25 protein-coding genes are annotated in these 26,833 nt (G+C 60.5%); 8 read left to right on the top strand and 17 right to left on the bottom strand.

Going from position 1 to position 26,833, the window contains the following annotated elements:
- Positions 1-224: 224 nt before the first annotated feature.
- Positions 225-2,870: a phosphoenolpyruvate carboxylase gene (gene ppc, locus AAEZ06_RS07150; RefSeq protein ID WP_149412966.1), complete on the bottom strand. Its 2,646-nt coding sequence runs from the start codon at positions 2,868-2,870 to the stop codon at positions 225-227.
- A 197-nt stretch (positions 2,871-3,067) separates the two neighbouring features.
- Here ppc and AAEZ06_RS07155 point away from each other — a divergent pair, with 197 nt between their 5' ends.
- The gene (locus AAEZ06_RS07155; RefSeq protein ID WP_350613634.1) at positions 3,068-3,412 is read left to right on the top strand and encodes a pilin assembly protein; all 345 of its coding nucleotides are present in this window, start codon (positions 3,068-3,070) and stop codon (positions 3,410-3,412) included.
- 161 nt (positions 3,413-3,573) lie between these two features.
- On the opposite strand, the gene AAEZ06_RS07160 is transcribed toward AAEZ06_RS07155, so the two are convergent.
- Positions 3,574-3,723: a hypothetical protein gene (locus AAEZ06_RS07160; RefSeq protein WP_178114430.1), complete on the bottom strand. Its 150-nt coding sequence runs from the start codon at positions 3,721-3,723 to the stop codon at positions 3,574-3,576.
- On the opposite strand from AAEZ06_RS07160, the gene AAEZ06_RS07165 reads away from it, so the two are divergent.
- From AAEZ06_RS07165 to AAEZ06_RS07175, 3 genes are all read left to right on the top strand, one after another.
- Positions 3,695-4,120 (top strand): DUF4398 domain-containing protein, encoded by a 426-nt coding sequence (locus AAEZ06_RS07165; protein ID WP_149412486.1) that lies wholly within the window; start codon positions 3,695-3,697, stop codon positions 4,118-4,120. The two genes, AAEZ06_RS07160 and AAEZ06_RS07165, sit on opposite strands and share 29 nt — an antisense overlap.
- Positions 4,121-4,175: 55 nt before the next feature.
- The gene (gene lptF, locus AAEZ06_RS07170) at positions 4,176-4,958 is read left to right on the top strand and encodes a lipotoxin F family OmpA-related lipoprotein LptF (protein ID WP_133102171.1); all 783 of its coding nucleotides are present in this window, start codon (positions 4,176-4,178) and stop codon (positions 4,956-4,958) included.
- Positions 4,959-5,118: 160 nt separating this feature from the next.
- Positions 5,119-5,421 carry a hypothetical protein gene (locus tag AAEZ06_RS07175; protein WP_149412485.1) on the top strand — a complete coding sequence of 101 codons (303 nt, stop codon included), beginning with the start codon at positions 5,119-5,121 and terminating at the stop codon, positions 5,419-5,421.
- 167 nt (positions 5,422-5,588) lie between these two features.
- On the opposite strand, the gene AAEZ06_RS07180 is transcribed toward AAEZ06_RS07175, so the two are convergent.
- The 15 genes from AAEZ06_RS07180 to AAEZ06_RS07250 form a co-directional block, all read right to left on the bottom strand.
- Positions 5,589-5,915 carry a PA3694 family proteiin gene (locus AAEZ06_RS07180; RefSeq protein ID WP_149412484.1) on the bottom strand — a complete coding sequence of 109 codons (327 nt, stop codon included), beginning with the start codon at positions 5,913-5,915 and terminating at the stop codon, positions 5,589-5,591.
- Positions 5,912-6,826 carry an alpha/beta hydrolase gene (locus AAEZ06_RS07185; RefSeq protein WP_149412483.1) on the bottom strand — a complete coding sequence of 305 codons (915 nt, stop codon included), beginning with the start codon at positions 6,824-6,826 and terminating at the stop codon, positions 5,912-5,914. The genes AAEZ06_RS07180 and AAEZ06_RS07185 overlap by 4 nt, the downstream gene beginning before the upstream one ends.
- 48 nt (positions 6,827-6,874) lie before the next feature.
- The gene (locus tag AAEZ06_RS07190; RefSeq protein WP_149412482.1) at positions 6,875-8,152 is read right to left on the bottom strand and encodes a flavohemoglobin expression-modulating QEGLA motif protein; all 1,278 of its coding nucleotides are present in this window, start codon (positions 8,150-8,152) and stop codon (positions 6,875-6,877) included.
- A gap of 21 nt (positions 8,153-8,173) precedes the next feature.
- Positions 8,174-8,722, bottom strand: coding sequence for a hypothetical protein (locus tag AAEZ06_RS07195; protein ID WP_350613637.1), 549 nt, complete (start codon positions 8,720-8,722; stop codon positions 8,174-8,176).
- Positions 8,723-8,740: 18 nt separating this feature from the next.
- Entirely contained in the window at positions 8,741-9,457 is a 717-nt protein-coding gene (locus tag AAEZ06_RS07200) for a TetR/AcrR family transcriptional regulator (protein ID WP_133102165.1), read from the bottom strand.
- 94 nt (positions 9,458-9,551) lie between these two features.
- On the bottom strand, positions 9,552-11,054 hold the full coding sequence (lysS, locus tag AAEZ06_RS07205) for a lysine--tRNA ligase (RefSeq protein ID WP_133102164.1): 1,503 nt from the start codon (positions 11,052-11,054) through the stop codon (positions 9,552-9,554).
- A 79-nt stretch (positions 11,055-11,133) separates the two neighbouring features.
- Positions 11,134-12,229, bottom strand: a protein-coding gene (gene prfB / locus AAEZ06_RS07210; protein ID WP_133102163.1) for a peptide chain release factor 2 whose coding sequence is annotated in 2 segments (ribosomal slippage) — positions 11,134-12,156 and positions 12,158-12,229 — 1,095 coding nt in all. Because the reading frame shifts where the segments join, the coding sequence is not laid out codon by codon here.
- A gap of 114 nt (positions 12,230-12,343) precedes the next feature.
- Positions 12,344-13,345, bottom strand: a complete 1,002-nt coding sequence (locus AAEZ06_RS07215; protein ID WP_149412480.1) for a response regulator — start codon at positions 13,343-13,345, stop codon at positions 12,344-12,346.
- 51 nt (positions 13,346-13,396) lie between these two features.
- The gene (locus AAEZ06_RS07220) at positions 13,397-14,407 is read right to left on the bottom strand and encodes a chemotaxis response regulator protein-glutamate methylesterase (protein WP_149412479.1); all 1,011 of its coding nucleotides are present in this window, start codon (positions 14,405-14,407) and stop codon (positions 13,397-13,399) included.
- The gene (locus tag AAEZ06_RS07225; RefSeq protein WP_350613641.1) at positions 14,404-16,671 is read right to left on the bottom strand and encodes a hybrid sensor histidine kinase/response regulator; all 2,268 of its coding nucleotides are present in this window, start codon (positions 16,669-16,671) and stop codon (positions 14,404-14,406) included. Before AAEZ06_RS07225 ends, AAEZ06_RS07220 begins: the two co-directional genes overlap by 4 nt.
- A complete protein-coding gene (locus AAEZ06_RS07230) occupies positions 16,668-17,366 on the bottom strand; it encodes a chemotaxis protein CheW (protein ID WP_350613643.1) in 699 nt (232 codons plus the stop codon). The genes AAEZ06_RS07225 and AAEZ06_RS07230 overlap by 4 nt, the downstream gene beginning before the upstream one ends.
- A complete protein-coding gene (locus tag AAEZ06_RS07235; RefSeq protein ID WP_350613645.1) occupies positions 17,363-18,628 on the bottom strand; it encodes a CheR family methyltransferase in 1,266 nt (421 codons plus the stop codon). The genes AAEZ06_RS07230 and AAEZ06_RS07235 overlap by 4 nt, the downstream gene beginning before the upstream one ends.
- Positions 18,618-19,148, bottom strand: coding sequence for a chemotaxis protein CheW (locus AAEZ06_RS07240; RefSeq protein WP_149412475.1), 531 nt, complete (start codon positions 19,146-19,148; stop codon positions 18,618-18,620). The genes AAEZ06_RS07235 and AAEZ06_RS07240 overlap by 11 nt, the downstream gene beginning before the upstream one ends.
- Positions 19,148-20,770, bottom strand: coding sequence for a methyl-accepting chemotaxis protein (locus tag AAEZ06_RS07245; protein ID WP_149412474.1), 1,623 nt, complete (start codon positions 20,768-20,770; stop codon positions 19,148-19,150). Before AAEZ06_RS07245 ends, AAEZ06_RS07240 begins: the two co-directional genes overlap by 1 nt.
- 148 nt (positions 20,771-20,918) lie before the next feature.
- Positions 20,919-21,629, bottom strand: coding sequence for a tellurite resistance TerB family protein (locus AAEZ06_RS07250; RefSeq protein WP_350613648.1), 711 nt, complete (start codon positions 21,627-21,629; stop codon positions 20,919-20,921).
- 190 nt (positions 21,630-21,819) lie between these two features.
- On the opposite strand from AAEZ06_RS07250, the gene AAEZ06_RS07255 reads away from it, so the two are divergent.
- From AAEZ06_RS07255 to AAEZ06_RS07270, 4 genes are all read left to right on the top strand, one after another.
- A complete protein-coding gene (locus tag AAEZ06_RS07255; RefSeq protein ID WP_149412472.1) occupies positions 21,820-22,731 on the top strand; it encodes a LysR family transcriptional regulator in 912 nt (303 codons plus the stop codon).
- 132 nt (positions 22,732-22,863) lie between these two features.
- A complete protein-coding gene (locus AAEZ06_RS07260; RefSeq protein ID WP_178114436.1) occupies positions 22,864-24,321 on the top strand; it encodes a gamma-aminobutyraldehyde dehydrogenase in 1,458 nt (485 codons plus the stop codon).
- A 73-nt stretch (positions 24,322-24,394) separates the two neighbouring features.
- Complete coding sequence (ydcS, locus tag AAEZ06_RS07265) at positions 24,395-25,546, top strand: putative ABC transporter substrate-binding protein YdcS (protein WP_149412470.1); 1,152 nt, start codon at positions 24,395-24,397, stop codon at positions 25,544-25,546.
- Between the two features lie 252 nt (positions 25,547-25,798).
- The gene (locus AAEZ06_RS07270; protein WP_149412469.1) at positions 25,799-26,833 is read left to right on the top strand and encodes an ABC transporter ATP-binding protein; all 1,035 of its coding nucleotides are present in this window, start codon (positions 25,799-25,801) and stop codon (positions 26,831-26,833) included.

The raw sequence follows: 26,833 nt of genomic DNA on the forward strand, positions 1-26,833 counted from the left end.
CCAATCTCGGAAATATGGGTCTAGGCCGCCCAAACGGCCAAAGGCTGATCAAGATACACAGCAGGCCCTAACCACACAAGCCGCCAAAAGTCGGAGGAACCCGCGCTGAACAAGCCTTTTAGTCGAGGTATCCCCTGGTGCAACCCCAGCATAAAAACGCCAGCACCCCCTTTCGAGGCAGCCGGCGATTTTATCTGCAAGCGCTTGAGAACACGCCAAAAATGTTAGCCGGTATTGCGCAAACCGGCGGCAATACCGGCCACAGACACCAGCAGCGCCTGTTCCAGAGGGCTGTCCTGGGCCACTTCCTGTTGGCGAGAACGGGCCAGCAGTTCGGCCTGCAACAGATGCAGCGGGTCGAGGTAGGTGTTGCGCAGGCGGATGAACTCCAGGGTGTCTGGGCTATGAGCGAGCAACTGCGACTGACCGGTCAGGCCAAGCACCACACCGCACGCCTGCGACAATAGGTCGCGTAAATGCGCACCCAATGGCAGCAGGTCAGGCTGCACCAAGCGCTCGTCATACAACCGGGCGATATCGGCATCGGCCTTTGCCAGGACCATTTCCAGCATATCGATGCGGGTACGGAAGAACGGCCACTGCTCGCGCATCTGCCCCAGCAACTCGCCTTCACCGCGTTCCAGAGCCTTGCTCAAGGCGGCTTCCCAACCGAGCCAGGCCGGCAGCATCAGGCGGGTTTGGGTCCAGCCGAAGATCCATGGGATAGCCCGCAGGCTTTCTATACCGCCGGCACGACGCTTGGCCGGGCGACTGCCCAAAGGCAAGCGACCCAGCTCCTGCTCCGGGGTGGACTGGCGAAAATACTCGACGAACTGCGGGTTTTCCCGGACCACGGCACGATAGGCGCTGACACCGTCGGCGGCCAATTCATCCATCAAGTGACGCCAGGCGGGCTCGGGCGGTGGTGGCGGCAGCAAGGTCGCTTCCAGCACGGCGGCCAAATACAAGTTGAGGTTTTGCTCAGCGATATCCGGAAGGCCGAATTTAAAGCGGATCATTTCCCCTTGCTCGGTGGTACGGAAACGCCCGGCCACCGAACCCGGTGGCTGCGACAGAATCGCCGCGTGGGCCGGGCCGCCGCCACGGCCGACGGTGCCGCCACGACCATGGAACAACAGCAGTTCCACCTGCTGCTCGCGGCAGATGTCCACCAAGCGTTCCTGGGCTCGATATTGCGCCCAGGCTGCAGCGGTGGTGCCGGCATCCTTGGCCGAATCCGAATAGCCGATCATCACTTCCTGCGGGCCCTGCAACCGTGCGCGATAACCCGGCAGCAGCAATAGGCGCTCAATCACCGGGCCGGCGTTATCCAGGTCGGCGAGGGTTTCGAACAACGGCACCACGCGCATCGGCCGCTGCACGCCGGACTCTTTCAACAACAACTGCACCGCCAAGACATCCGACGCAGCACCGGCCATGGAGATGACGTAGGAACCCAAGGACGCCGCTGGCGCAGCGGCAATTTCCTTGCAGGTATTGAGCACCTCGGCGGTGTCGGCCGAGGGTTTGAAATAGCTCGGTAACAAGGGCCGACGGTTGGTCAATTCACGCATCAGGAAGCTGATGCGCGCGTCTTCGTCCCAGTCCTCATAACGACCCAGGCCCAGGTAGTCGGTGATTTCGGTCATGGCCGCCGAGTGGCGACTTGAGTCCTGGCGCACATCCAAACGCACCAGGAACAGGCCGAACGTGACCGCCCGACGCAGGCAATCGAGCAGCGGGCCGTCGGCAATCACGCCCATGCCGCAGGCGTGCAGGGACTGATAGCACAGCTCCAGCGGCTCCAACAGGTCGCGGTTGTTTTGCAGCACATCGGCGGGTGCCGGAGTGCTGGCCGTCAACGACGCGTGGGCCCAATTGCGGGTCGCCCGCAGGCGCTCGCGCAGTTGCTTGAGCAGCGCCCGGTAAGGTTCGCCGCTGTCGCCGACCTTGGCCTGCAACTCAGGGCTGGCCTGTTGCATCGACAGCTCGGACGCCAAGTGATCGATGTCGCGCAAGTACAGGTCAGCAGCCATCCAGCGGGCCAACAATAAAACTTCGCGGGTAACCGGCGCGGTGACGTTGGGATTGCCGTCGCGGTCGCCGCCCATCCATGAAGCGAAGCGAATCGGCGCCGCCTCCAACGGCAAATGCAGGCCCGTGGCAGCATGCAACGCGTGGTCAGCCTTGCGCAGGTAATGGGGGATGGCATGCCACAGGGAATGCTCTATCACCGCAAAGCCCCACTTGGCTTCGTCCACCGGGGTCGGCCGGGTACGGCGGATTTCTTCAGTGTGCCAGGCTTCGGCAATCAGCCGTTGCAGGCGCAGGCGAATCTGTTCGCGTTCGGCAGTCGTGAGGTCGCGGTGATCCTGCAGCGCCAGTTGCGCGGCGATGGCGTCGTATTTCTGGATCAGGGTGCGCCGGGCGACTTCGGTGGGGTGGGCGGTGAGGACCAGTTCAATATCCAGGCGACCCAGTTGGCGGGCCAGAGATTCAGCGCTATGGCCTTCACTCAGCAAACGCGCCAATAACTCTGGTAATACCCGTGACTCGAAAGGTGCCGGCTGCGATTCATCGCGGCGGTGAATCAGTTGATATTGCTCGGCGATATTGGCCAGGTTGAGGAACTGGTTGAAGGCCCGCGCCACTGGCAGCAGTTCATCTTCCTTCAGTTGATTGAGACTGGCGCTCAGCTCTTCACCTGCCGCCTGTTCCGAGGCAGCACCCCGGCGATCAGCCTTGGCGCCTTTGCGAATCTGCTCGATCTTGTCGAGAAACTCATCACCGTACTGCTCTCGAATCGTATTGCCCAACAGTTCACCCAGCAGGTGAACATCCTCACGCAAGCGTGCATCGATATCGCTCATCAGCCAATCTCCAGCCAGAAATCCGGGACGCTTTGATCTTCAAGAGTGCCGCCCGCGCCGGCTTCTTACAAGAGCCAGGACAATCGACTTTAAACCTTGAGACTTGCAGCTAGTCTCAATAGTGGGTCGCCGTATTATCCATGCGCTGACTGGTCACTCATCACCGCCCTCTGACCGTGGGTTCCATTGAGGTTGCCATGAAAATCCGAGAACTGGCCCAGCATTGGGAAGAAAACGCCAAGGGTCGCCTGACCAAGACTGAATACGCGATCCATTTGGATGTAGAGACCGCCGCCAGACTGGCGGCCATTTGTGAGATGTACCCCAAACGTAATACCGAAGAATTGCTCGGCGAACTGATCGGTGCCGCCCTTGAAGAGCTGGAAACCAGCTTCCCTTACATCAAGGGTCAGCATGTGATTACCACCGATGAAGAGGGCGACCCACTGTACGAGGACGTCGGCCCTACGCCACGCTTTCTGACGCTGTCACGGCGTTACCTACACGACTTGTCAGCCCTGCCCGACAAGCAAAAACACTGATAAACATTCGTTAAAAAACTTGCCACCCCATCTATTCCGGGCCTCTCAGAGGCCAGGAATACCTCTGCGCAGTGCAAAAGTTCCAACATTTAAATGCTGACAGTCCCGCCAAATAGTTTTTTAGGCAAATCGCCATCTTCTCTGAACTATTCAAAAAAGCCTCAGGTCACAACCAGTAAGCCATCACTTGGAACAGCCGTTTGAAAGGTGTTCTGAGCTTTACCGCCAGACCACACGCGCTGCCCACCGAAGATGGATTTGATGTTTTTCAGGAGGTATCCAATGGAGTTGAAGACCATGAAGACCAGCATTGCCAAATCCTCGTTTAACCACCTGCGCGGGCTCAAGTTGGCCACGCTGGCAATCGGTACCAGCTTCGTACTGGCCGGTTGCGCCGGCAACCCGCCAACCGAGCAGTACGCCGTGACCCAATCGGCGGTGAACAGCGCAGTCAGCGCTGGCGCTACCGAGTTCGCAGCAGTGGAAATGAGGTCCGCCCAGGACAAGCTCAAGCAAGCCGAAATTGCCATGCACGACAAGAAGTATGACGAAGCTCGTCGCCTGGCCGAACAAGCCGAATGGGACGCTCGCGTAGCAGAGCGCAAAGCCCAGGCTGCCAAGGCTGACCAGGCGGTGAAGGACTCCCAGAAGGCTGTTCAGGAGCTGCGTAACGAAGGTATGCGCCCCGCTGCTACTCAGCAGCAGTAAGCCAGCACCCGTGATCGCATTGCACCCGAAATCGAATTGAAAGGACGACACCACTATGCGTAAACAATTGATGATCCCTGCCCTGCTGGCGATGAGCGTTGCTCTGGCGGCTTGCTCCACCCCGCCGAACGCGAACCTGGAAAATGCACGGACCAACTACTCGGCCCTGCAATCCAACCCGCAAGCGACCAAAATCGCCGCCCTTGAAACCAAGGACGCCAGCGAATGGCTGGACAAGGCTGACAAAGCCTACCGCGACAAGGAAGACGAAAAGAAAGTCGATCAACTGGCCTACCTGACCAACCAGCGCGTTGAAGTGGCCAAGGACACCATCGCCCTGCGCGAATCCGAAGCCAAGCTGAAAGGCGCCGGCGACGAACGTGCCCGCGCCCTGCTGGAGGCCCGTGATGCGCAGATCAAGCAGCTGCAAAACAGCTTGAACGCCAAGCAGACCGAACGTGGCACCCTGGTGACCTTCGGTGACGTGCTGTTCGCCACCAACAAGGCCGACCTGAAATCCAGCGGTCTGGTAAACATCAACAAACTGGCGCAGTTCCTCCAGGAAAACCCGGATCGCCAGGTAATCGTTGAAGGCTACACCGACAGCACCGGTGCCGATGCCTACAACCAGAGCCTGTCCGAGCGCCGTGCCACTTCGGTCCAGGTTGCACTGATCAAGATGGGCGTTGACCCGCGCCGCATCGTGACCACGGGTTACGGCAAGGAATACCCGGTTGCCGATAACGGCAGCGTTTCGGGCCGCGCCATGAACCGCCGTGTTGAAGTAACCATCTCCAACGACAACCAGCCGGTCAAACCACGTTCATCGGTTCAATAACCGATCGACTGTCGCTGGACTAAAAAGCCCCCTTCAATGCAAGGGGGCTTCCTTTTGCCTATCCGAAGCTGATATTCCGACCACTGTCATTACCTGGCATCATGGCCTGCATGCCCTGCTGGCCGTGCATCATCCGCTTCATTTTTTCCAATATGTCGGCTTGATCACCGCCTACGGCGCCGCCGCCCTGGCTACCACCGCCGCCTTGAGCGCCGCCCGCACCACCCAGCATTTTCATGAGTATTTCGAGCAACTTCTGCTGATCCATTCCCCCTGGCTGGCCAACCTGCTGTCCGCCACCCATCCCTTGCATGCCTGCGCCCGCCATGCTCCCAATGCCACCAATTCCCATACCCATATCCGCACTCCAACATTAACTATTCGTAAGTTATCTATCAGCGGCGCTGACAATCCGTTCAGTGGTTTCTTATGGGAAATGGTTCCAGGCGCTGGCTTTTTCTGAAAGTGGATGTCATGCGCGGGCAGAGAAAACTCATCTGGGTAGGCGCAGTGAATGCTCAGGCGGAGGGTTGGGGGGTGGGGGGTACAAGCGGTTAGCCGAGTGTTCGATTTCGTAGGAGCGTCCCGTGGGCAGGAGCACAACACGCTCCTGCCCACGTGCAACCGCTTTTACTGCTGCAACTGCGGCGTTTCCTGGCCAATGCAGCGCACAGCCTGCTTTTTACTGTTCACCAATACACCGCTGAGGCCTTTCTGTTCCGTATCGAACATCACCAGCACGCCGTCAACGCACTGGGCCACCTGGGCAGCCGGCGTCAGAGAGATCTTGTAATCCTCGCCTGGAACAGTCTTGAGCATGGTGAAGTCACTGAGCAGCAAGGCATCCTCGGGTTTGGCAAAGTGCAGGTAGCCGTAATACCACAGGCAGCCAACGGTACCGATGATAGTGCCGATACCGGTGAGAATCAGGGGGATTGCGTTGCGTTCTTCGCTCATTGCGGGCTCTCTGATGATTCATCTTTTGGATTCGGGGCGGGCCGGTAATTGGGGATTTCCCCCAGGCGGCGCAAGCCATCGAAATGCTGCGGGTCGTCAAGATAGCGCAGCATCACGGTTTGCCAGGTCTTGTCGGCGAAGGTCTGCACATGACCTCCACGGGTCAGTTGCAGCACCCTCGGCGGGGGGGCAGCTTGATACAGACGGATGCCGTTGGAAAGGGGCACGATCGGATCATCCATACTGTGGAACAGCAGTTTCGGCACACCGGTCAGTTGCGCCATGGCGTTGATTGCACTGTCGGCATCCGGCACCAGCCAGGACAATGGTACCTGGAACGGCCATGTTAACCAGGACGTGCTCAGGGCGAATTGCCCTACATCACGATAACTGGCCGGAACGCCATCCAACACCAGGGCCTTGAGCTGGCGCTGACGCTCAGGATGCTCCACCAGGTAATGCACCGCCAGCGCGCCGCCCAAGCTCTGGCCGAGAATGATCAGCGGTTGGCCCTGGGTTTCTGGCGCCTTGTCGATCCAGCTGAAAGCTGCGTCCAGGTCCTGGTAAATCGCCGGCAGCGAGGGTTTGCCTTCGGACAAGCCGTAGCCGCGATAGTCCAGCAGCAGCACTTGATAGCCCTGCTCCGGCAACCACCAACTGCCACCCAGGTGCCAGGCCAGGTTGCCGCCGTTTCCGTGCAGGTGCAGCACCGTGCCCTTGAGCGGCACACCGGCCTTGGCTGGCAACCACCAAGCGTGCAGCTTGACGCCGTCGGCGGTGGTGAGGGTGATGTCGCGGTATTGCAGGTGAGCTTTTTCCGGGGTGAACGGCAGGCCCGGCTCTGGGTAAAACAGCAGGGAGCTGCAGCCGTTCAGGGTCAGTAGCAGGCAAAGAATACCGAAGACTCTCATCCGTTGAAGCCTCTGTAGTGAGCGGGCATGTCGGATCGCCGCAGGCGATCAGAGGATATTGGAGTAATCCGCTTCGATCCGGTCCAGGCTCAAGTGGTTGAGGAAGTTGGAGAAGCACATCCACGCCGCCAACGCGTTCATGTCGCGAAACTGCTCCGGTAGATACTTGGGCGGCACCACCAGGCCTTCATCCACCAATTGGCGCAAGGTACGCATGTCTTCCAGGGTGGTCTTGCCGCAAAACAGCAGCGGCACTTGCTCCAGCTTGCCTTTACGCACAGCCAACTGAATGTAGTTGTAAACCATGATAAAGCCCTTGAGGTAGGACAAATCCTTGGTAAACGGCAGACCCGTAGGCGTCGATCCACGGAAAACCCGGCTGGCATTGCCGTAGCTTTCGGCCATTTCAAAGCCCTGTTCACGGAAGAACTCGTAGACCTGCAAGAAGTCAGCGCCCTCTTCCACCATATGAATGGCGCGGGTGCGGTTAGTCAGTTTGCGCAGGCGGCTGGGGTAGGAGGCAAAGGTGATGATCTCCATCAGAATCGCCAGGCCTTCCTGGGTCACGGTAGACGAGGGCGGGCCCTTGGACAGGAACGTGCAGATCGGCTGATTCTGGCCATTGAGGGTAGTGCCGACATGCACCAGCCCTTCATGGACTTCCAGGGCACGCACGTCGCGCTCGTTGAACATCGCATCGGCGCGGATCTTGATGTAGTCGGCACCTGCCGCCGCATCGGCGACGATGCCGTCGGATTCAAATACGCGGATGGTTTCTTGCGCCTCGCCAAACACCTTGTTCAGGCGGCTTTGTAGCAGGCTGACGGCGTCCTTGGCGGTCAAGGTCTTGGCTTCGTCCTTGAGATCACCACGGCCATCAATGTTATTCAGGTAATCGGAGAGCATCAGGCCGAGGTCGGCCAGGGTCGGGTCACCGGCATGGAACGCATCGGAGGCGGCGCCATACAGCTCCTGGGAAATCAGGCCGAAATCTTCGGTGCCACGGGCTTCGAGCATGCGCACCACCATGCGGTATTCCTTGCACATGCGCCGCATGATCTGCCCAACCGGATTGAACTGGCCGAGCTGGCGGGTGATGTCGCGCTCGATGTTCTGGAACTCCAGTTTCACCGCACTGGAATCGAACGACAGCGGCCGGCTCAGGTAATAGTCGCGGTCTACGGCCGGCATTTCCTTGCCTTTGCCCTTGAGGAACCCCTTGCGGATGTTGTCATCCCACTTTACGGCGTCGAGGACGCGAATCGGTGTTTGCGCCAGCACAATGCGATCAGACAAGGTGCGTATCGTCTGCTGGTAATCGTCCACCCGGTGCTTCCTCTCTAAACGTTATTTGCCTGCACGCTGATAGCGTACGGCTTCGACGAACACGTCGGCATTGGCCGGATCATCCAGGTAGGCAAACACCTGGCTCATGGGACTGTCGATCAGTACACCATCACCCTCCACGGTTTCTACCGCAGCACCGCTCAAGGCTTTCTGCCCGATAGCCTGGTTGATCTGCTCAAGGTCGAGGTTGTAGACCACCAGTTCGTGCTTTTCATCGAACTCAAACCCCGCCAGGATGAAGTGCCCGCCAAACTTGTCGGGCAATGACGCCGACAGGTACCAGCGGTTGCCATGAAGGGACACGCTGAACAGGTATTCATCACGCTCCCCTGGCTTGGCTTTAGGGTAGCTCACAGCTGTATAGCGATTTTCGCCAGCGCGGCTGATTTGCAGATTGAGCGGCTCACCCCAGGCGTTCTTGCTCGTCCACTTGCCAAGCAAGGCATCAGGCGCCGCCTCGCTGGCCGGCAGGGGGTCCTTGAAGGTCACCAGGCAACCGCTGAGCAACAGGAACGACACGGCGATCACGACCACACGCCAGGCTTTCATTGAGTACTCCTACAAGGGTTATACCGAAGCCAACACCAGATGCATGTAACGCTTGAGTATCTCAAGCATCTCGTCGCTGGTCAGAGGCTCTAATCCGCCCAGCAGGCCCTGATACTCCATCCGACCGATAATCGCCGTCAACACTTTGGCATCCTGTTGCGGCTCGCGAGAGCCCAACACCTGAAAAAACTGGCAAGTGCCCTGCAACAGGATTTGCTGGTGAGAGCGTACCAGTTCGGCCAGGCGCGGGTTCAGCAGCGCTTCCTGGCGAAATGCCTGCTCGGCCATCAAGTGCTCGCGACGGGTCAGCAACTGGCGATGGACATAATCGGCAGTCAGCCGCGCAATATCATCGGCCAACTGCGAACGGGACTGCGCACTGCCATCACCGTAGGCAACCATTTCCCGCAGCAGGCCTTCGTTGCGCACCCACAGCTTGCCCATGAACGCCGCGCTGCGCTCCACGTACTGGGCGAAGGTGTCGGTGAGCAGGTCATCGATGTCCTTGAAGTAATAGGTGGTGGCCGACAACGGCACACCCGCCTCTGCCGCCACAGCCCGGTGACGCACGGCGCGGACACCATCACGCACAACGATGCGCATGGCCGCATCGAGAATGTCTTGCCGGCGCTGCTCGCTGCCCTGTCGGCTGGCCTTGCGGCCCTGGTACTGAACACTTTCAGCCACGGCAGCGGCGATGCCGGCGGCGCCTTCTTGAGCCATTACGCGGTTCACCACACACATCCTCGATACAGGTTAAAAGCCTGGCGCTTGTGCAGGCCCCATAAAAAAGCCGCCTTATAAAAGGCGGCTTCAGATTTCGCTACAGTTATGCTTCTGGCCGCATGTGCGGGAACAGGATCACGTCGCGGATCGACGGTGAGTTGGTCAACAACATCACCAACCGGTCGATGCCGATGCCTTCACCGGCGGTCGGCGGCATGCCGTACTCCAGGGCACGCACAAAGTCGGCGTCGTAGTGCATGGCTTCGTCGTCGCCGGCGTCCTTGTCGGCCACCTGGGCCATGAAACGCTCGGCCTGGTCCTCAGCATCGTTGAGCTCGGAGTAGGCGTTGGCGATTTCGCGGCCGCCGATGAACAACTCGAAACGGTCGGTGACGTTCGGGTTGTCATCATTACGACGGGCCAGCGGCGAGACTTCGAACGGGTACTCGGTAATGAAGTGCGGCTGTTCCAGCTTGTGCTCCACCAACTCTTCGAAAATCATCACCAGCAGCTTGCCCAGGCCTTCGAAGCCCAGCACCTTGGCGCCGGCTTTCTTAGCGATGGCACGGGCCTTGTCGATGTCGGTCAGGTCGGCTTCGGTCAGCTCAGGGTTGTACTTGAGGATCGAATCAAACACCGACAGGCGCACAAACGGTTCGCCGAAGTGGAACACCTTGTCGCCGTACGGCACGTCGGTGCTGCCCAGGACCAACTGCGCCAATTCGCGGAACAGCTCTTCGGTCAGGTCCATGTTGTCTTCGTAGTCGGCGTAGGCCTGGTAGAACTCCAACATGGTGAATTCAGGGTTGTGACGAGTCGAAACGCCTTCGTTACGGAAGTTGCGGTTGATCTCAAACACTTTTTCAAACCCGCCAACAACGAGCCGCTTGAGGTACAGCTCAGGCGCGATGCGCAGGAACATTCCCATGTCCAGCGCGTTGTGGTGCGTTTCAAAAGGCTTGGCTGCGGCACCACCGGGGATGGTTTGCAGCATCGGCGTTTCCACTTCGAGGAAGTCACGCTGCATCAGAAAAGCACGTGTGTGGGCAATCACTTGCGAACGCACGCGGAACGTATGGCGCACATCTTCGTTAACGATCAGGTCAACGTAACGCTGGCGGTAGCGCTGCTCGGTGTCGGACAGACCGTGGTGCTTGTCTGGCAGTGGGCGCAGGGATTTGGTCAGCAGGCGCACGCTGGTCATTTCAACGTACAGGTCGCCCTTGCCGGAACGGGCCAGGGTGCCTTCGGCTGCGATGATGTCGCCCAGGTCCCAGGTTTTCACCGCGGCCAGGGTTTCTTCGGACAGGGTCTTACGGTTGACGTAGACCTGAATCCGCCCAGACATGTCCTGGATTACCATGAACGAGCCACGGTTGAGCATGATGCGACCTGCCACCTTGACCGGGATAGCAGCCTCTGCCAGCTCTTCCTTGGTCTTGTCCGCGTACTGTTTCTGCAAGTTTTCGCAGTAGGCGTCGCGACGGAAGTCGTTGGGGAAGGCATTGCCCTTGGCGCGCTCAGCAGCAAGCTTTTCCTTGCGCAGGGCGATCAGGGAGTTTTCTTCCTGTTGCAGGGCTTGCGGGTCGAGTTGTTGGTCGCTCATGTCTTTTGAAATTCCATCACAGGTTCGTTGTCCCCAGCCTTCGGCTGGGGATCGCCGGCAAACCGGCTCCTACAGTGCCTTACAGGCCTTGTTTCAGACTGGCTACCAGGTACTCGTCGATGTCGCCGTCGAGGACTTTATCGCAGTCACTGCGTTCGATGTTGGTGCGCAGGTCCTTGATTCGCGACGCGTCAAGCACGTAGGAGCGAATCTGATGACCCCAGCCGATGTCGGACTTGGTGTCTTCCAGGGCCTGGGAGGCGGCGTTGCGCTTCTGCACTTCCTGCTCATACAAACGGGCCCGCAACATTTTCATCGCGGTGTCTTTGTTCGCATGCTGGGAACGTTCGTTCTGGCAGCAGACCACGGTGTTACTCGGTACGTGGGTGATACGTACGGCCGAGTCAGTGGTGTTTACGTGCTGACCACCGGCACCCGAGGAACGGTAGGTATCGATGCGCAGGTCCGACGGGTTGATGTCGATTTCGATGTTGTCATCGATTTCCGGCGACACAAACACGGCCGAGAACGAGGTGTGGCGACGGTTGCCGGAGTCGAATGGACTCTTGCGTACCAGGCGGTGTACGCCGATCTCGGTACGCAACCAACCAAAGGCGTATTCACCCTTGATATGGATGGTCGCGCCCTTGATCCCGGCAACTTCACCGGCAGACAGTTCCATGATGGTCGCGTCGAAACCGCGTTTGTCAGCCCAGCGCAGGTACATGCGCAGCAGGATGTTGGCCCAGTCCTGGGCCTCGGTACCACCGGAACCGGCCTGGATATCCAGGTAGGCGTTGTTGGCATCCATCTCACCGCTGAACATCCGGCGAAATTCGAGTTTTTCCAGGGACTCGCGCAGGCGCTCGACTTCAGCGGCGACGTCATCGACGGCAGCCTGGTCTTCTTCCTCGGCGGACATCAGCAGCAGGTCCTTGGCATCGGCCAGGCCTGAGTGCATCTCGTCAAGGGTGTCTACGATCTGCGCCAGCAGGGAGCGCTCGCGCCCCAGTTCCTGGGCATAGGCAGGGTTGTTCCAGACACTAGGATCTTCAAGCTCGCGATTGACTTCAGTCAGACGCTCATGCTTTTGATCGTAGTCAAAGATACCCCCGAATAGTTTCGGAGCGCTCGGACAGGTCCTTGATACTGTTAAGGATCGGGTTGATTTCCATGGCGGGCAGCACTCGTTGGCGAACTTTTGAAAGCCGAAGAGTATAACGGCAAACGCCTGAAAACGGCAGCCCGCTTGGTCGATTCTGGCTAGGGGGCGCTGCCCCCTGGCCTATTTACTCGATGCCCACCTGATTGCGCCCGTTGTGCTTGGCCAAATACAACCCCTTGTCCGCCGCCGAGATCAACTGCCGGCAATCCGTGCCCTGCACTGGCGTCATGGTCGCCAAACCAATGCTGATGGTCAGGCTCGCGCCTTCAGCCGGGGCTATATGAGGGATTTCCAGGGCTGCTACGGCTTGCCGCAGCTTTTCGGCCACCAATCGCGCACCGCCAGGTGAGGTGCCGGGCAGCACCAGGGCAAACTCTTCACCGCCGTAACGGGCCGGCAGGTCCGAGGGGCGGCTGCTGGAGTCGCGAATGGTCGCGGCCACCTTGCGCAGGGCTTCGTCACCTTCCAGGTGGCCGAAGCTATCGTTGTAGGACTTGAAGAAGTCCACGTCGATCATCAGCAGCGACAACTGAGTCTGGTCGCGCATGGCGCGGCGCCATTCCAGCTCCAGGTACTCGTCGAAGTGCCGACGGTTCGACAGCCCGGTCAAACCGTCGGAGTTCATCAGCCGTTGCAACACCAGGTTGGTGTCCAGCAGTTGCTGCTGGCTGACCCGCAGCGCTCGATACGCCGCGTCCCGCTGCAACAGGGTCATATAGGAGCGCGAGTGGTAGCGAATGCGGGCCACCAGTTCGATATTATCCGGCAGCTTGACCAGGTAATCATTGGCCCCGGCCGCAAACGCCGCGCTCTTGATCAGCGGGTCTTCCTTGGTCGAGAGGACGATAATCGGAATATTCTGCGTGGCCGGGTGGTTACGGTATTCACGCACCAACGTCAGGCCGTCGAGGCCCGGCATCACCAAATCCTGGAGAATGACCGTCGGTTTGATGCGGATCGCCTGGGCGATGGCCTGGTGCGGATCAGCGCAAAAGTGGAAGTCGATATTGTCTTCATGGGCCAGGCCACGCCGCACGGCTTCGCCAATCATCGCCTGGTCGTCGACCAGCAACACCATGGCGGCGTTTTCGTCGGTCTTGAAGTCGTCGAGCTGTAAATTATTCATGTGCAGTCACCTGAATTACTACCTGCAGGCCAGGACAGCGAGTGATATCGGTCATTTTGCGAATACCTCCAGCAATCGTGGCGCGATTCTGTCCAATGGGCGAATTTCAACAGCCGCGTCTATCGCTGCTGCCGCTTTGGGCATGCCATAAACCGCACAGCTTTGCTGATCCTGAGCGATGGTTAGGTAGCCTTGCTGACGCATCAATTTGAGCCCCTGGGCCCCGTCGCGCCCCATGCCGGTCAGCAATACACCGACGGCATCGCCGTTCCAGTGGCTGGCAACACTCTCGAAAAACACGTCGATGGACGGCCGGTAAATTTCGTTCACCGGCTCGGCGGTGTAGGCCAACGTGCCGTTTTTCAACAGCCGAATATGATGATTGGTACCGGCCAGCAGCACCACGCCACTTTGCGGCGGCTCGCTTTCACATGCCAGGCGCACCGGCAAGCCCGAAGCGCTGCTCAGCCATTCGGCCATGCCAGCGGCAAATACCTGGTCCACATGCTGCACCAGCACGATGGCCGCCGAAAAATCCCGTGGCAAGCCCTTGAGCAATATTTCCAGGGCAGCCGGACCGCCGGCAGACGAGCCGATGGCCACCAGGCTCTGGCGTTTTCCCATGGTCCGTTGGGGCACCGACTCGGCACGCACGCGGCTGCCGCGCTGACCGATCAGCCAGCCAATATTGAGGATCTTGCGCAGCAGCGGAGCCGCCGCGTCCTTGGCGTTGCCCACACCCAGCGCCGGGGTATCCACCACGTCCAGGGCGCCATGGCCCATGGCCTCGAAGACGCGGCTGACATTGGCCTCGCGGTCCACGGTGACGATGACAATGGCGCATGGGGTCTCGGCCATGATTTGCCGGGTCGCCTCCACGCCGTCCATCACCGGCATGATCAGGTCCATCAGGATCAAGTCCGGCGTCAATTCGGCACAGCGCTGCACCGCCTCCAGGCCGTTGCTGGCCACCCACACCACCTGATGGGCCGGCTCAAAGTTCAACGCACGGCGCAATGCCTCTACCGCCATGGGCATGTCATTGACGATAGCAATCCTCATGCCCGGGCGCCTCCGATCAGCTCCACCACCGCATCCAGCAGTGCGTCGTCATGGAAGCTGGCCTTGGCTAGATAGTAGTCAGCGCCGGCGTCCAGTCCACGGCGCCGGTCCTCTTCCCGATCCTTGTAAGAAACCACCATCACCGGCAGCGATTGCAGGCGAGTATCACGGCGCAAGAGTGTGACCAATTCAATACCGTCCATGCGAGGCATATCAATGTCAGTAATCAGCAGGTCGAAGTCTTCGGAGCGCAAGGCGTTCCAGCCATCCATACCATCAACGGCGACCGCCACGTCATACCCACGGTTAAGTAATAGCTTGCGCTGCAATTCGCGCACGGTGAGCGAATCATCCACCACCAGAATACGCTTGCGCGCCACTTCGGCAGCCTGCTGAGTGCGCCGGGCGATGCGCTCCAGTCGGCCGGTATTCAATAGTTTGTCTACCGAGCGCAGCATGTCCTCGACATCGACGATCAACACCACCGAGCCATCATCGAGCAAGGCGCCGGCAGAGATATCCTGAACCTTGCCCAGGCGATCATCCAGCGGCAATACCACCAGCGTGCGTTCGCCGATAAAACGCTCCACGGCAATACCGTACACCGCATCCCGCTCGCGGATAACCACCACCTTAAGGGTTTCCTCGTTGCTCTGACCCGGCGGGCGTTGCAGCAACTGGCTGGCGGCCACCAGGCCGACATGCCGGCCCTCGTGCCAGAAATGCTGGCGGCCTTCCAGTTGCACAATCTCGTCGGGCTCCAGGTTGCACATACGTTCGATATGGGCCAGGGGAAAGGCGTAGGCCTCTTCGCCGACTTCCACCACCAGGCTGCGCACCACCGACAAGGTCAGCGGCACTTCCAGATGGAAGCGGCTGCCCTGCCCCGCCGTCTGCTCCAGCACCACCGCGCCACGCAGTTGGCGGACCATATGCTGCACCGCATCCAGGCCGACCCCGCGCCCGGAGACTTCGGTGACCTTGTCCCGCAGGCTGAAGCCCGGCAGGAACAGGAAGGTCAGCAGCTCCTCTTCACTCAGGCGCAGGGCAGTTTCCAGCGGCGACAAATGCCGGTCGACGATAGTGCCGCGCAAGCGCTCAAGGTCAACGCCGTTGCCGTCGTCACTCAGCTCCAGCACCAGCAGACCCGCCTGGTGAGAGGCTCGCAGGCGGATCAAGCCTTCAGTCGGCTTGCCCGCCAGCAGCCGCTGCTCGGGCATTTCGATGCCGTGGTCGACGGCATTGCGTAATAAATGGGTCAACGGGGCTTCGAGCTTTTCCAGAACATCGCGGTCAACCTGGGTCTTCTCGCCTTCGACTTCCAGGCGTACTTGCTTGCCCAGACTGCGGCCCAAGTCGCGGACCATCCGCACCTGCCCGGCCAGCACATCGGCAAACGGGCGCATGCGACAGGCCAGCGCCGTGTCATAGAGCACCTGGGCGCGCTGCCCGGCATGCCAGCCGAACTCATCCAGCTCGGCGGTTTTTTCCGCCAGCAGCAACTGCGCTTCACTCAACAGACGGCGAGTGTCGGCAAGTGCTTCCTGGGCTTCCAGGCTCAGCTCGACGGCCTTGAGCTGGCCGTCAAGGTTATCCAGGGCGCGAGCACTGTTGCTCTGAATACGCTTGAGACGTTGCAGGCTGGCCAGGTAAGGCTTGAGACGCTGGGTTTCCACCAGGGATTTGCTGGACAGGTCCAGCAGGCTGTTCAAGCGCTCAGCGGTGACCCGCAGCACGCGCTCACCGCCTTCGGTCATGGGCTTGCTCTGCCGTGGTAAGTCGGTGCTGACCAGTGGTGCAGGCTCAGGTTGCGCAGGCACGGGCGGCTCAGGCAGCGGCGGCGGTGCGGGCGGTACGATCTTGGCAGACAGCTGCGACGGATCGAGCAAACGCTCCATCAGCGCGACATAAGCTTCGATGTCTGCCGGGCCGACCGTGTTGCCGGGGGTGGCAATGCGCATGAGCAAGTCCGTGCCTTGCAACAACGCATCAATATGTTCGGGCTGCAGGTACAAACGCCCTTCCTGGGCGCTGACCAAACAATCTTCCATGACATGGGCCACGCTGACGCCAGCATCCACCCCGACAATCCGTGCCGCGCCCTTGAGGGAATGGGCGGCGCGCATGCAGGCTTCGAGCTGGTCGGCCTGGGTAGGGTTGCGTTCCAGGGCCAGCAGGCCGGCGCTGAGCACTTGGGTCTGTGCGTCGGCTTCCAGGCTGAACAACTCCAGCAGCGAGGCATCGCGCATCTGGTCGGGGGTCATGTGAGACTCCGGGTCACTGCGGACAACAATTGTTCTTCGTCCAGCCAACGCAGGCTGCGACCTTTGAACTGCAACACGCCTTGGGTAAAGCGGGCGCTGGCCTGGGTACCGGAGGCCGAGGCCGCTTTCAAGATGCGCTCGTCGATGGCATGGATACCGTCCACTTCATCCACCGGCACCACCACCGGCCCGTCAAGCGCTGCGATGATCAACATGCGCGGCATGATCCGCCCGCCGCTCGGGCCGTTGCTGGTGCTGTCCAGCCCCAGCAACTCCACCAGCGACAGGCAGGCCACCAGGGCGCCGCGCACGTTGGCGACGCCGAGCAACGCCCGGGAGCGCTGGTGGGGCAAGGAATGAATCGGCTGCAACGGCGCCACTTCCACCAGGCAGCGCGTGGCGATGCCCAGCCATTCCTCGCCGAGGCGAAACATCAGCAGCGAACGGGTGACGACATCGCCGTGCGCCTCCACAGCCGCAACCGGACGATGGTCGTCCTGTTGCAAGGCATAGCGGTCCAACAACCGGGTAGCGGCGGCGGAATACACTGCACAGTTGCGGCAGTGAATGTGTTCGACCAACAACGGGCAGGATCTGTCGCCATGGATGCCTATGCGATTCCAGCAGTCGTCGATGGCCTGGGTGTCGGCCAGGGTCAAATTCAGGCCCGTGTCCAGGGAGGTAGGGCTGCTCATTGTTTACCCTCACTGTCAGCGGCTCGCTCGCTGCGCGCCGCTCGGGCCTGCAAGCGGCGGGCACCCGCCGTGTCGCCCTGGGATTGGAGCAAGGCGGCCAAATGCATCAAGGCCTGCGGGTGCTGGGGTTCTAGGTACAAGGCTTTTCGATAGTACCCCTGGGCTTCCAGGGCGCTGCCGACCACGTCGCTGAGCAGCCCCAACCAATAGAACACCTGCGCCGCCGGCGGATGGCTCTGTAGATAACGCTCACAGGCGGAACGGGCGTCAAGGCTTTTGCCTTCATTGGCCAGGGTCGCGATCTGGCTGAGCAGATCGGCTGCGTCCGACTGTACGGGTGCAGCCTTGATTGGCACCACCTGCGCAGGGGCTGAAGTGAAAGGCCGGGGCTTGACCGGAATCGGCGCTGCGCTGCGTTGGGGCACGGGTGCCGCCATCGGCACAAAAAACGGCTCCGGCGCAGGCTCAACATGGCGGCTGAAGGCAAAGGACTGCGGCACACCAATCGAGCGCATGCCCAAGCGGCCCAGCAGACTGCCTTCGGCGGGGCCGATAAACAGCACGCCGTCGACATGGGTCAGGCCTTTAAGCACCTCGAACACCTGCTTCTGGGTCGGCTGATCGAAGTAGATCAGCAGGTTGCGGCAAAACACGAAGTCATAGGTCGGTTCATTGGCCAGCAACTGCGGGTCCAGCAGGTTGCCCACTTGCAGGCGCACTTGCTCGCGCACCCGGTCGGCGATGCGATAGCCGTCATGCTCGGCGCTGAAGTGGCGCTCGCGAAAATCGAGGTCCTGGCCACGAAAGGAATTCTTGCCATACACCCCGTGCCGCGCCCGCTCTACCGACAACGGGCTGACGTCCATGCCCTGGACCTTGAACTGATAGGGCGCCAGCCCGGCATCGAGCAAGGCCATCGCGATCGAATAGGGTTCTTCGCCGGTGGAACACGGCAGGCTGAGGATGCGCAGGGCACGCATCTGCTTGATCTCGGCCAGGCGCGCGACGGCGAGCCGGGCCAGGGTGGCGAAGGATTCGGGGTAACGAAAAAACCAGGTCTCGGGGACGATCACCGCTTCGATCAGTGCCTGCTGTTCCTCGCTGCACGTCTGCAGGCGCTGCCAGTATTGATCGGCCGTCAGCCCCTGCAACACCAGGCTGCGCTGGCGCACGGCGCGTTCGATGATGGCTTCGCCCACCGAGGCGACATCCAGGCCAATGCGTTCTTTAAGGAAGTCGAAAAAGCGTTGGTCACTGCTCATCACACACCCCAGGGGTCATGTCGGGGGCGAACAGCAAGGCGCGCACCTCGGCCGTCAGCAGGTCGGCGACACCAATCCACTGCATCAAGCCTCGTTCGTCTTCGCGCACCGGCCCCAGGTAGGGTGCCTGGCGATTGTCCAGGCCGTAGGGCTGGAAGTCGGCCGGGTCGCAGCGCAGGGTGTCGGTTGCCTGTTCAAGGATCAACCCCAGCCAGCATGCATCCATCCAGGGTTCGGGCCGATAGTTGACCAGCACCAGCCGCGTGCTGGTGCGGGCCTGGGCCACTGTGCCGAAGGTCAAGGCGCTGAGGTCGATAACCGGCACCATCACCCCGCGATGGACGAAGATCCCGGCCACCCACGCGGGTGCATGGGCGATGGGCTTCAACGGCAGGCGCGGCAGTACCTCGGCCACTTCCGTGGCTTTGAGGGCATAACGCTCAGTACCGATGTAGAACACCAGGAACAATGCTTTTTTCGCTGCCGACACAGCACCGCCTTTAGCCGCCAGATCGCTCATCAGACTTTGAAACGCGACACGCCACTGCGCAGGCCGACCGCGACCTGGCTCAGCTCATCAATCGCAAAGCTGGCCTGGCGCAAGGACTCCACAGTCTGGCTGCTGGCATCGCCCAATTGCACCAGCGCATGGTTGATCTGCTCGGCGCCGGTGGCCTGGGCCTGCATGCCTTCGTTGACCATCAACACCCGCGGCGCCAAGGCCTGGACCTGATGGATGATCTGCGACAACTGCTCGCCCACCTGTTGCACTTCGGACATGCCACGGCGCACTTCTTCAGAGAATTTATCCATGCCCATCACCCCGGCCGAGACCGCCGACTGGATCTCACGGACCATCTGCTCGATGTCGTAGGTGGCCACAGCCGTCTGGTCCGCCAGGCGTCGCACTTCGGTGGCGACCACGGCAAAACCGCGGCCGTATTCGCCGGCCTTCTCGGCCTCGATGGCAGCGTTGAGCGAGAGCAGGTTGGTCTGGTCGGCGACCTTGACGATGGTCACCACCACCTGATTGATGTTGCCGGCCTTCTCGTTGAGGATCGCCAGCTTGGCGTTGACCAGGTCGGCGGCGCCCATCACCGAATGCATGGTTTCTTCCATGCGCGCCAGGCCTTGCTGGCCGGAGCCGGCGGCCACCGAGGCCTGATCGGCGGCGGTGGACACTTCGGTCATGGTGCGGACCAGGTCCTTGGAGGTCGCGGCGATCTCCCGGGACGTGGCGCCGATTTCGGTGGTGGTGGCGGCCGTTTCGGTAGCCGTGGCCTGTTGTTGCTTGGAGGTGGCGGCGATCTCTGTGACCGACGTAGTGACCTGCACCGACGAGCGCTGGGCCTGGGACACCAGGGCGGTCAGCTCGGTCATCATGTCGTTGAAACCGGTCTCCACGGCACCGAATTCGTCCTTGCGCTCCAAGTTCAGGCGCTTGCTCAGGTCGCCGGTACGCATGGTTTCGAGGATGTCAACGATGCGCTTCATCGGCGCCATGATCGCGCGCATGAGCAGCAGGCCGCAGAGGCCGGCGGCGAGGATCGCCAGAATCAGCGAGATGCCCATGCTGATTTTTGCTGCCTCCACGGAATCGTAGATGGCGTTGGTGGCGCGATCGGCCACGCCTTTGTTTTGGGTGATGATGTCATTGAGCTTCATGCGACCTTCGGTCCAGGTCGGCGTCAATTGCTCGTCGAACAGCACGCGAGCGGCCTGCAGGTCATTGCTCTGGACCTGCTCCAGCACCGCCGCCAGTATCCTGTTGTAGTTGATGTGCGCCGCATTGAAGTTATCGAACTCCATGCGATCTTCTTGGCCATTGATGGTTTTTTCGTAGCTGGCCATCTGCTGTTCAATACGGGTTTCGAACGACTTGAACTCCGCCTTGTCGGTGTCGGTAAGCGCTTTTTCTTCCCGCAACCCAATGATATCGAGGGTATGCAAATAGCTATCAACCCAGGCACCGCGAATCATCGAGCTTAAATAGACCCCAGGGACTGCATCGTCACGGACCAACTTTTCGCTGACCTCGATCTTCAGCAACCGTGAATACGAGACCACCACCATCAACAACATGATCGCGATAATGACCGCAAAGCTCGCCAAAATCCTTTGGCGCAAGGTCCAGTTCTTCACAGTAATTCCTCGTGGGCCATTCAAATGGAGAGGAGTATAGCTGAGCAGGTGACATCATTATCAAAGGGTTGCGGGACAAGTCTCACGGAATACAAAAACACCCCGGAGCAGTAATGCAGCCGGGGTGTTTGGGATGTGGACTGTGGAGTCAGACCGTTGCTTGGCGCACCTGCTTTTCCAGCTCGGCCTTGAGACCTGGCTCCAGTTTCAGTTGGCGAGCCAATTCATCGAGGTAGGACTTTTCCATGAAATTCTCCTCATCCACCAGCATTAAGCTGGCGATGTACATCTCGGCCGCCATTTCCGGGGTGCTGGCGGCACGGGCGACGTCGGCGGGGTCCAGGGGCTTGTTGAGTTCGGCGTGCAGCCAGTGTTGCAACTCCTGGTCATTGTCCAGTTTGGTGAACTCGCCTTCGATCAGCGCCCGCTCGCGTTCGTCGACATGACCATCGGCCTTCGCCGCAGCGACCAACGCCTTGAGAATCGCCTGGCTGTGCTGTTCAACCTGGGCCGGCGGCAAGCGATCAATGGTTTGCGGCTCACCTTGTGGCGCGCTGGCCTGTTGCGCCTGCCAGTTGCCGTAGGCTTTGTAGGCAATCACACCCAACGCCGCGAGGCCGCCGTAGGTCAGGGCCTTGCCGCCAAAGTTGCGGGCTTTTTTGTTGCCCAGCAACAGGCCCATGGCCCCGGCCGCCAAGGCACCACCTCCCGCCCCACCCAGCAGGCTGCCGAGCCCGCCACCGCCGAGCAAACCGCCCAGGGCACCTTTGTCAGCACCTTTGTGCTGGCTGCCAGCCTTGTTTTTCAGCATGTCCTGGCCGGACTTGAGCAACTGATCGAGCAATCCACGGGTATTCATTCGTAGCCTCCAGACACTAGGGTTCATAGGACCAATAGGCCCCCAGCGTAAAACTAAGTGCCAAAAAGCCCCGATCTAGAGTGCTTCTAGATGTAACGCGCTCTTGCAGCTTAAAGCTTGCAGCTGCCCTTCTCTAAAACCGATATACACTCGAGCAAATCTATAAAAACACTCCACTGGTAATTCCAGCATGATGACCTTGCGTCAGATCCGTCACTTCATCGCCGTGGCCGAGACCGGCTCGATCTCCGCCGCCGCCCAAACCGCGTTCATTTCCCAGTCCACGCTGACCCTGGCAATCCAGCAACTGGAACAGGAAATCGGCGTCAACCTGTTCAACCGCCACGCCAAGGGCATGACCCTGACCCACCAGGGCCATCAGTTCCTGCGCCAGGCGCACTTGATCCTCGCCACCGTCGACAATGCCAAGCGCAGCCTGCAACAGAGTACCGACCAGGTGGCCGGGCAACTGATCATCGGGGTGACCAGCCTGGTGGCCGGCTATTATTTGGCCGATTTGCTGACCCGCTTCCAGCGCGCCTACCCCAACGTCGAGCTTCGGGTGATGGAAGATGAACGCCCGTATATCGAGCATTTGCTGGTCAGCGGCGAAATCGATGTCGGCGTGCTAATAGTCTCCAACCTCGAAGATCGTCATGCCTTGCAGACCGAAGTCCTCACGCACTCGCCCCACCGCCTGTGGCTACCAGCCCAACACCCGCTGCTGGAACACGACAGCATCAACCTCGCCGACGTGACCCGCGAGCCGCTGATTCAATTGAACGTCGACGAAATGGACCACAACGCCCAACGTATGTGGGCCGGTGCCGGGCTGCAACCCCGCGTCACCTTGCGCACCGCCTCCACCGAAGCGGTTCGAAGCCTGGTGGCAGCAGGCTTGGGCGTGTCGATCCAACCCGACATGACCTACCGGCCCTGGTCGCTTGAAGGCGACATCATTGAGGCACGGCCAATTGCCGACCTCAGCCAAACCCTCGACGTCGGCCTGGCCTGGCGCCGGGGCACGGCCCGCCCGGCGTTGGTGGACCCGTTCCTCACCGTAGCCCGTGAACAACCTCACCCGCGCAAGCCATCTATTTAATCGAATGCTGCTTTCAGTATTTAGTATTTGTTGACCTCGCGCCTGACCTCTAGTCTCTGCTCATCCATAAGAGAAGGTCAGGCGCCTTGCAAGAGACCGCCCATGACCACACAAGAAAAGAGATCGCGAAAAATGTCTGGCGCGCCCACACCGCTGCTCACCGCGTTGCTGATCGACGGCGAACTGGTCCCAGGCCAGGGTTTCGTCGAACCGATCGTCAACCCGGCCACCGGTGAAATCCTCACCCATATCGCCGAAGCCAGCACCGAGCAGGTCGAATCCGCCATCCTCGCCGCCCACCGCGCTTTTGCCGGCTGGTCGCGAACCACGCCACAGCAGCGTTCGAACATTCTTCTGGGCATCGCCGATGCCATCGAAAAACAAGCTGACTATCTGGCCCGCCTGGAATCGTTGAACTGCGGAAAGCCGTTGCACCTGGCGCGCCAGGACGATTTGAGCGCCACCGTCGATGTGTTCCGCTTCTTCGCTGGAGCCGTGCGTTGCCAGACCGGGCAACTGAGCGGCGAATACCTGCCGGGCTACACCAGCATGGTGCGCCGCGACCCTATCGGGGTCGTCGCTTCGATTGCGCCGTGGAACTACCCGCTGATGATGGCCGCCTGGAAAATCGCCCCGGCCCTGGCCGCCGGCAATACCCTGGTATTCAAGCCATCGGAACACACGCCGCTGTCGATCCTCGCCCTGGCGCCCGCGCTGAACCAATTGCTACCGCGTGGGGTGATCAACATTCTGTGTGGCGGCGGTGAAGGTGTTGGCAGTCATCTGGTCAGCCACCCAAAAGTGCGCATGGTGTCGCTGACCGGCGATATCGTCACCGGGCAAAAAATTCTGCAAGCCGCGTCCAAGACACTGAAACGCACCCACCTGGAACTGGGTGGCAAGGCGCCAGTGATCGTCTGCAACGACGCCGACCTGGCGGCCGTGGTCGAGGGCGTACGCGCCTACGGTTATTACAACGCCGGCCAGGACTGCACCGCTGCGTGCCGCATTTATGCCCAGGCGGGAATTCACGACAAGCTGGTGGCCGATCTCGGCGCGGCAGTCAGCAGCCTGCGCTTTGCCGGCAAGCGCGACGCCGACAACGAACTCGGCCCGCTGATCAGCACCCGCCAGCGCGACCGTGTGGCCAGCTTCGTCGAGCGCGCCCTCGGCCAACCCCATATCGAACGCGTGACCGGCGCGGCCGTGCATTCCGGCGCTGGCTTCTATTACCAGCCGACCTTACTGGCTGGCTGTAAGCAGAACGATGAAATCGTCCAGCGCGAAGTGTTCGGCCCAGTAGTCACCGTGACCCGCTTCGACGAACTGGAGCAGGCGGTGGATTGGGCCAACGACTCGGAATACGGACTGGCTTCATCGGTGTGGACGCAGAACCTGGACAAGGCCATGCAAGTGGCGGCGCGGCTGCAGTACGGCTGCACCTGGATCAACAGCCATTTCATGCTGGTCAGCGAAATGCCCCACGGCGGCTTGAAGCGCTCGGGGTATGGCAAAGACCTGTCCAGTGATTCGCTACAGGACTACAGCGTGGTGCGCCATATCATGGCGCGCCATGGCCAGCATCTTTAAAACAACAACATAAGCTCACGCATCACCTGCTGCAAAAACTGCCCCGACCATAATTAAAGAAGAGGGAATCCCCATGTCTGCGCACAAGACCGCACTGCTAAGTGCCCTGACCACCGCGCTGCTGGCCAGCGTCAGTATCCAGGCCGCCGAACCGCTCAAGGCGGTCGGGGCCGGTGAAGGCCAGTTAGATATCGTCGCTTGGCCCGGCTACATCGAGCGTGGCGAAAGTGACAAGAACTACGACTGGGTCACCGGTTTCGAGAAGGAAACCGGCTGCAAGGTCAACGTCAAGACCGCCGCCACCTCCGATGAGATGGTCAGCCTGATGGCCAAGGGTGGCTACGACCTGGTCACAGCCTCGGGCGATGCCTCGTTGCGACTGATCGGCGGCAAGCGTGTGCAGCCGATCAACACCTCGCTGATCCCCAACTGGAAGAACATCGACCCGCGCCTCAAAGATGCGCCGTGGTACGTGGTTGGCCAGCAAACCTACGGCACCCCGTACCAGTGGGGCCCGAACGTGTTGATGTACAACACCAACGTGTTCAAGACCGCACCTACCAGCTGGAACGTGCTGTTCGAGGCGCAGAACCTGCCGGACGGCAAGCCGAACAAAGGTCGCGTGCAGGCCTATGACGGCCCGATCTACATCGCCGACGCGGCGCTGTACCTCAAGAGCACCCAGCCGGAACTGGGCATCCAGAGCCCGTATGAGCTGACCGAAACCCAGTACAAGGCCGCGCTCGATCTGTTGCGTGCTCAGCAACCGTTGATCCACCGCTACTGGCACGACACCACCGTGCAAATGAGTGACTTCAAGAACGAAGGCGTGGTGGCGTCCAGCGCCTGGCCGTATCAGGTCAACGGCCTGATCAACGAGAAGCAGCCGATTGCCTCGACCATCCCTCAGGAAGGCGCAACCGGCTGGGCCGATACCACCATGTTGCACTCCGAAGCCAAACACCCGAACTGTGCCTACAAGTGGATGGACTGGTCGCTGCAGCCAAAAGTCCAGGGTGATGTCGCGGCGTGGTTCGGCTCCTTGCCAGCGGTACCGGCTGCCTGCCAGGGCAGTGAACTACTCGGCGCCGAGGGTTGCAAGACCAACGGTTTCGACCAGTTCGAGAAGATCGCCTTCTGGAAAACCCCGCAGGCTGAAGGCGGCAAGTTCGTGCCGTACAGCCGCTGGACCCAGGATTACATTGCGATCATGGGCGGTCGCTAAACGCTCGTTGTGGCAAGAAGCATTGTGTGGCGAGCGGGCTTGCCCGCGCTGGACGGCGAAGCCGTCCCAATAAGACAGCCGCGGTTTTTCTGAAAGACCGTGTTGGCTGATCTCAGGGCTGCTACGCAGCCCAACGCGGGCAAGCCCGCTCGCCACATAAGCCTGACTATCACAGATAAACATCGATTCAGTTTTTTCAGAAGTCCAGGCCGGGCCGCTGCGACGATCTACGCCTTTTTGGAGCACCGCACCATGACGCTTGCAGTCCAATTCACCCACGTTTCCCGTCAGTTCGGCGAAGTGAAAGCCGTTGACCGGGTTTCCATCGATATCCAGGACGGCGAGTTCTTTTCCATGCTCGGCCCTTCCGGCTCGGGCAAGACCACCTGCCTGCGCCTGATTGCCGGTTTCGAGCAGCCAAGCGCCGGCTCCATCCGCATTCACGGTAAAGAAGCCGCCGGGTTGCCGCCCTATCAGCGGGACGTCAACACCGTGTTTCAGGATTACGCGCTGTTCCCCCACATGAACGTGCGGGACAACGTCGCCTACGGCCTGAAAGTCAAAGGCGTGGGCAAGACCGAACGCCTCAATCGCGCCGAAGAAACGCTGGCCATGGTTGCCCTCGGCGGTTATGGCGAGCGCAAGCCGGTGCAACTGTCCGGTGGCCAACGCCAGCGGGTAGCCCTGGCTCGCGCCTTGGTCAATCGCCCTCGCGTGCTGCTGCTCGATGAGCCCTTGGGTGCCCTCGACCTGAAGCTGCGCGAGCAAATGCAAAGCGAGCTGAAAAAGCTGCAACGCCAGCTCGGCATCACCTTCATCTTCGTCACCCACGACCAGACTGAAGCGCTGTCGATGTCTGATCGGGTTGCGGTCTTCAACAAGGGCCGCATCGAACAGGTCGACACCCCGCGCAACCTGTACATGAAACCGGCCACCACCTTCGTCGCCGAATTCGTCGGCACCTCCAACGTGATTCGTGGCGACCTGGCGCAGCGCTTGAGCGGCAGCCCGCAGCCGTTCTCGATCCGCCCGGAACATGTGCGTTTCGCCGAAGGCCCGCTAGGCAATGGCGAAGTGGAAGTCAGCGGCGTGCTGCATGACATCCAGTACCAGGGCAGCGCCACCCGCTATGAATTGAAACTGGAAAACGGCCAGGCGCTGAACATCAGCCAGGCCAACAACCAGTGGCTGGACATCAGCGTCGGCCACCAGACCGGCCAGCCGATCACCGCCCGCTGGGCGCGGGAAGCCATGACCCCGCTGACCGACTTCGCAGGCGAGGTGTGA

The organism is Pseudomonas sp. HY7a-MNA-CIBAN-0227, from assembly GCF_040310325.1.
GTDB lineage: Bacteria > Pseudomonadota > Gammaproteobacteria > Pseudomonadales > Pseudomonadaceae > Aquipseudomonas.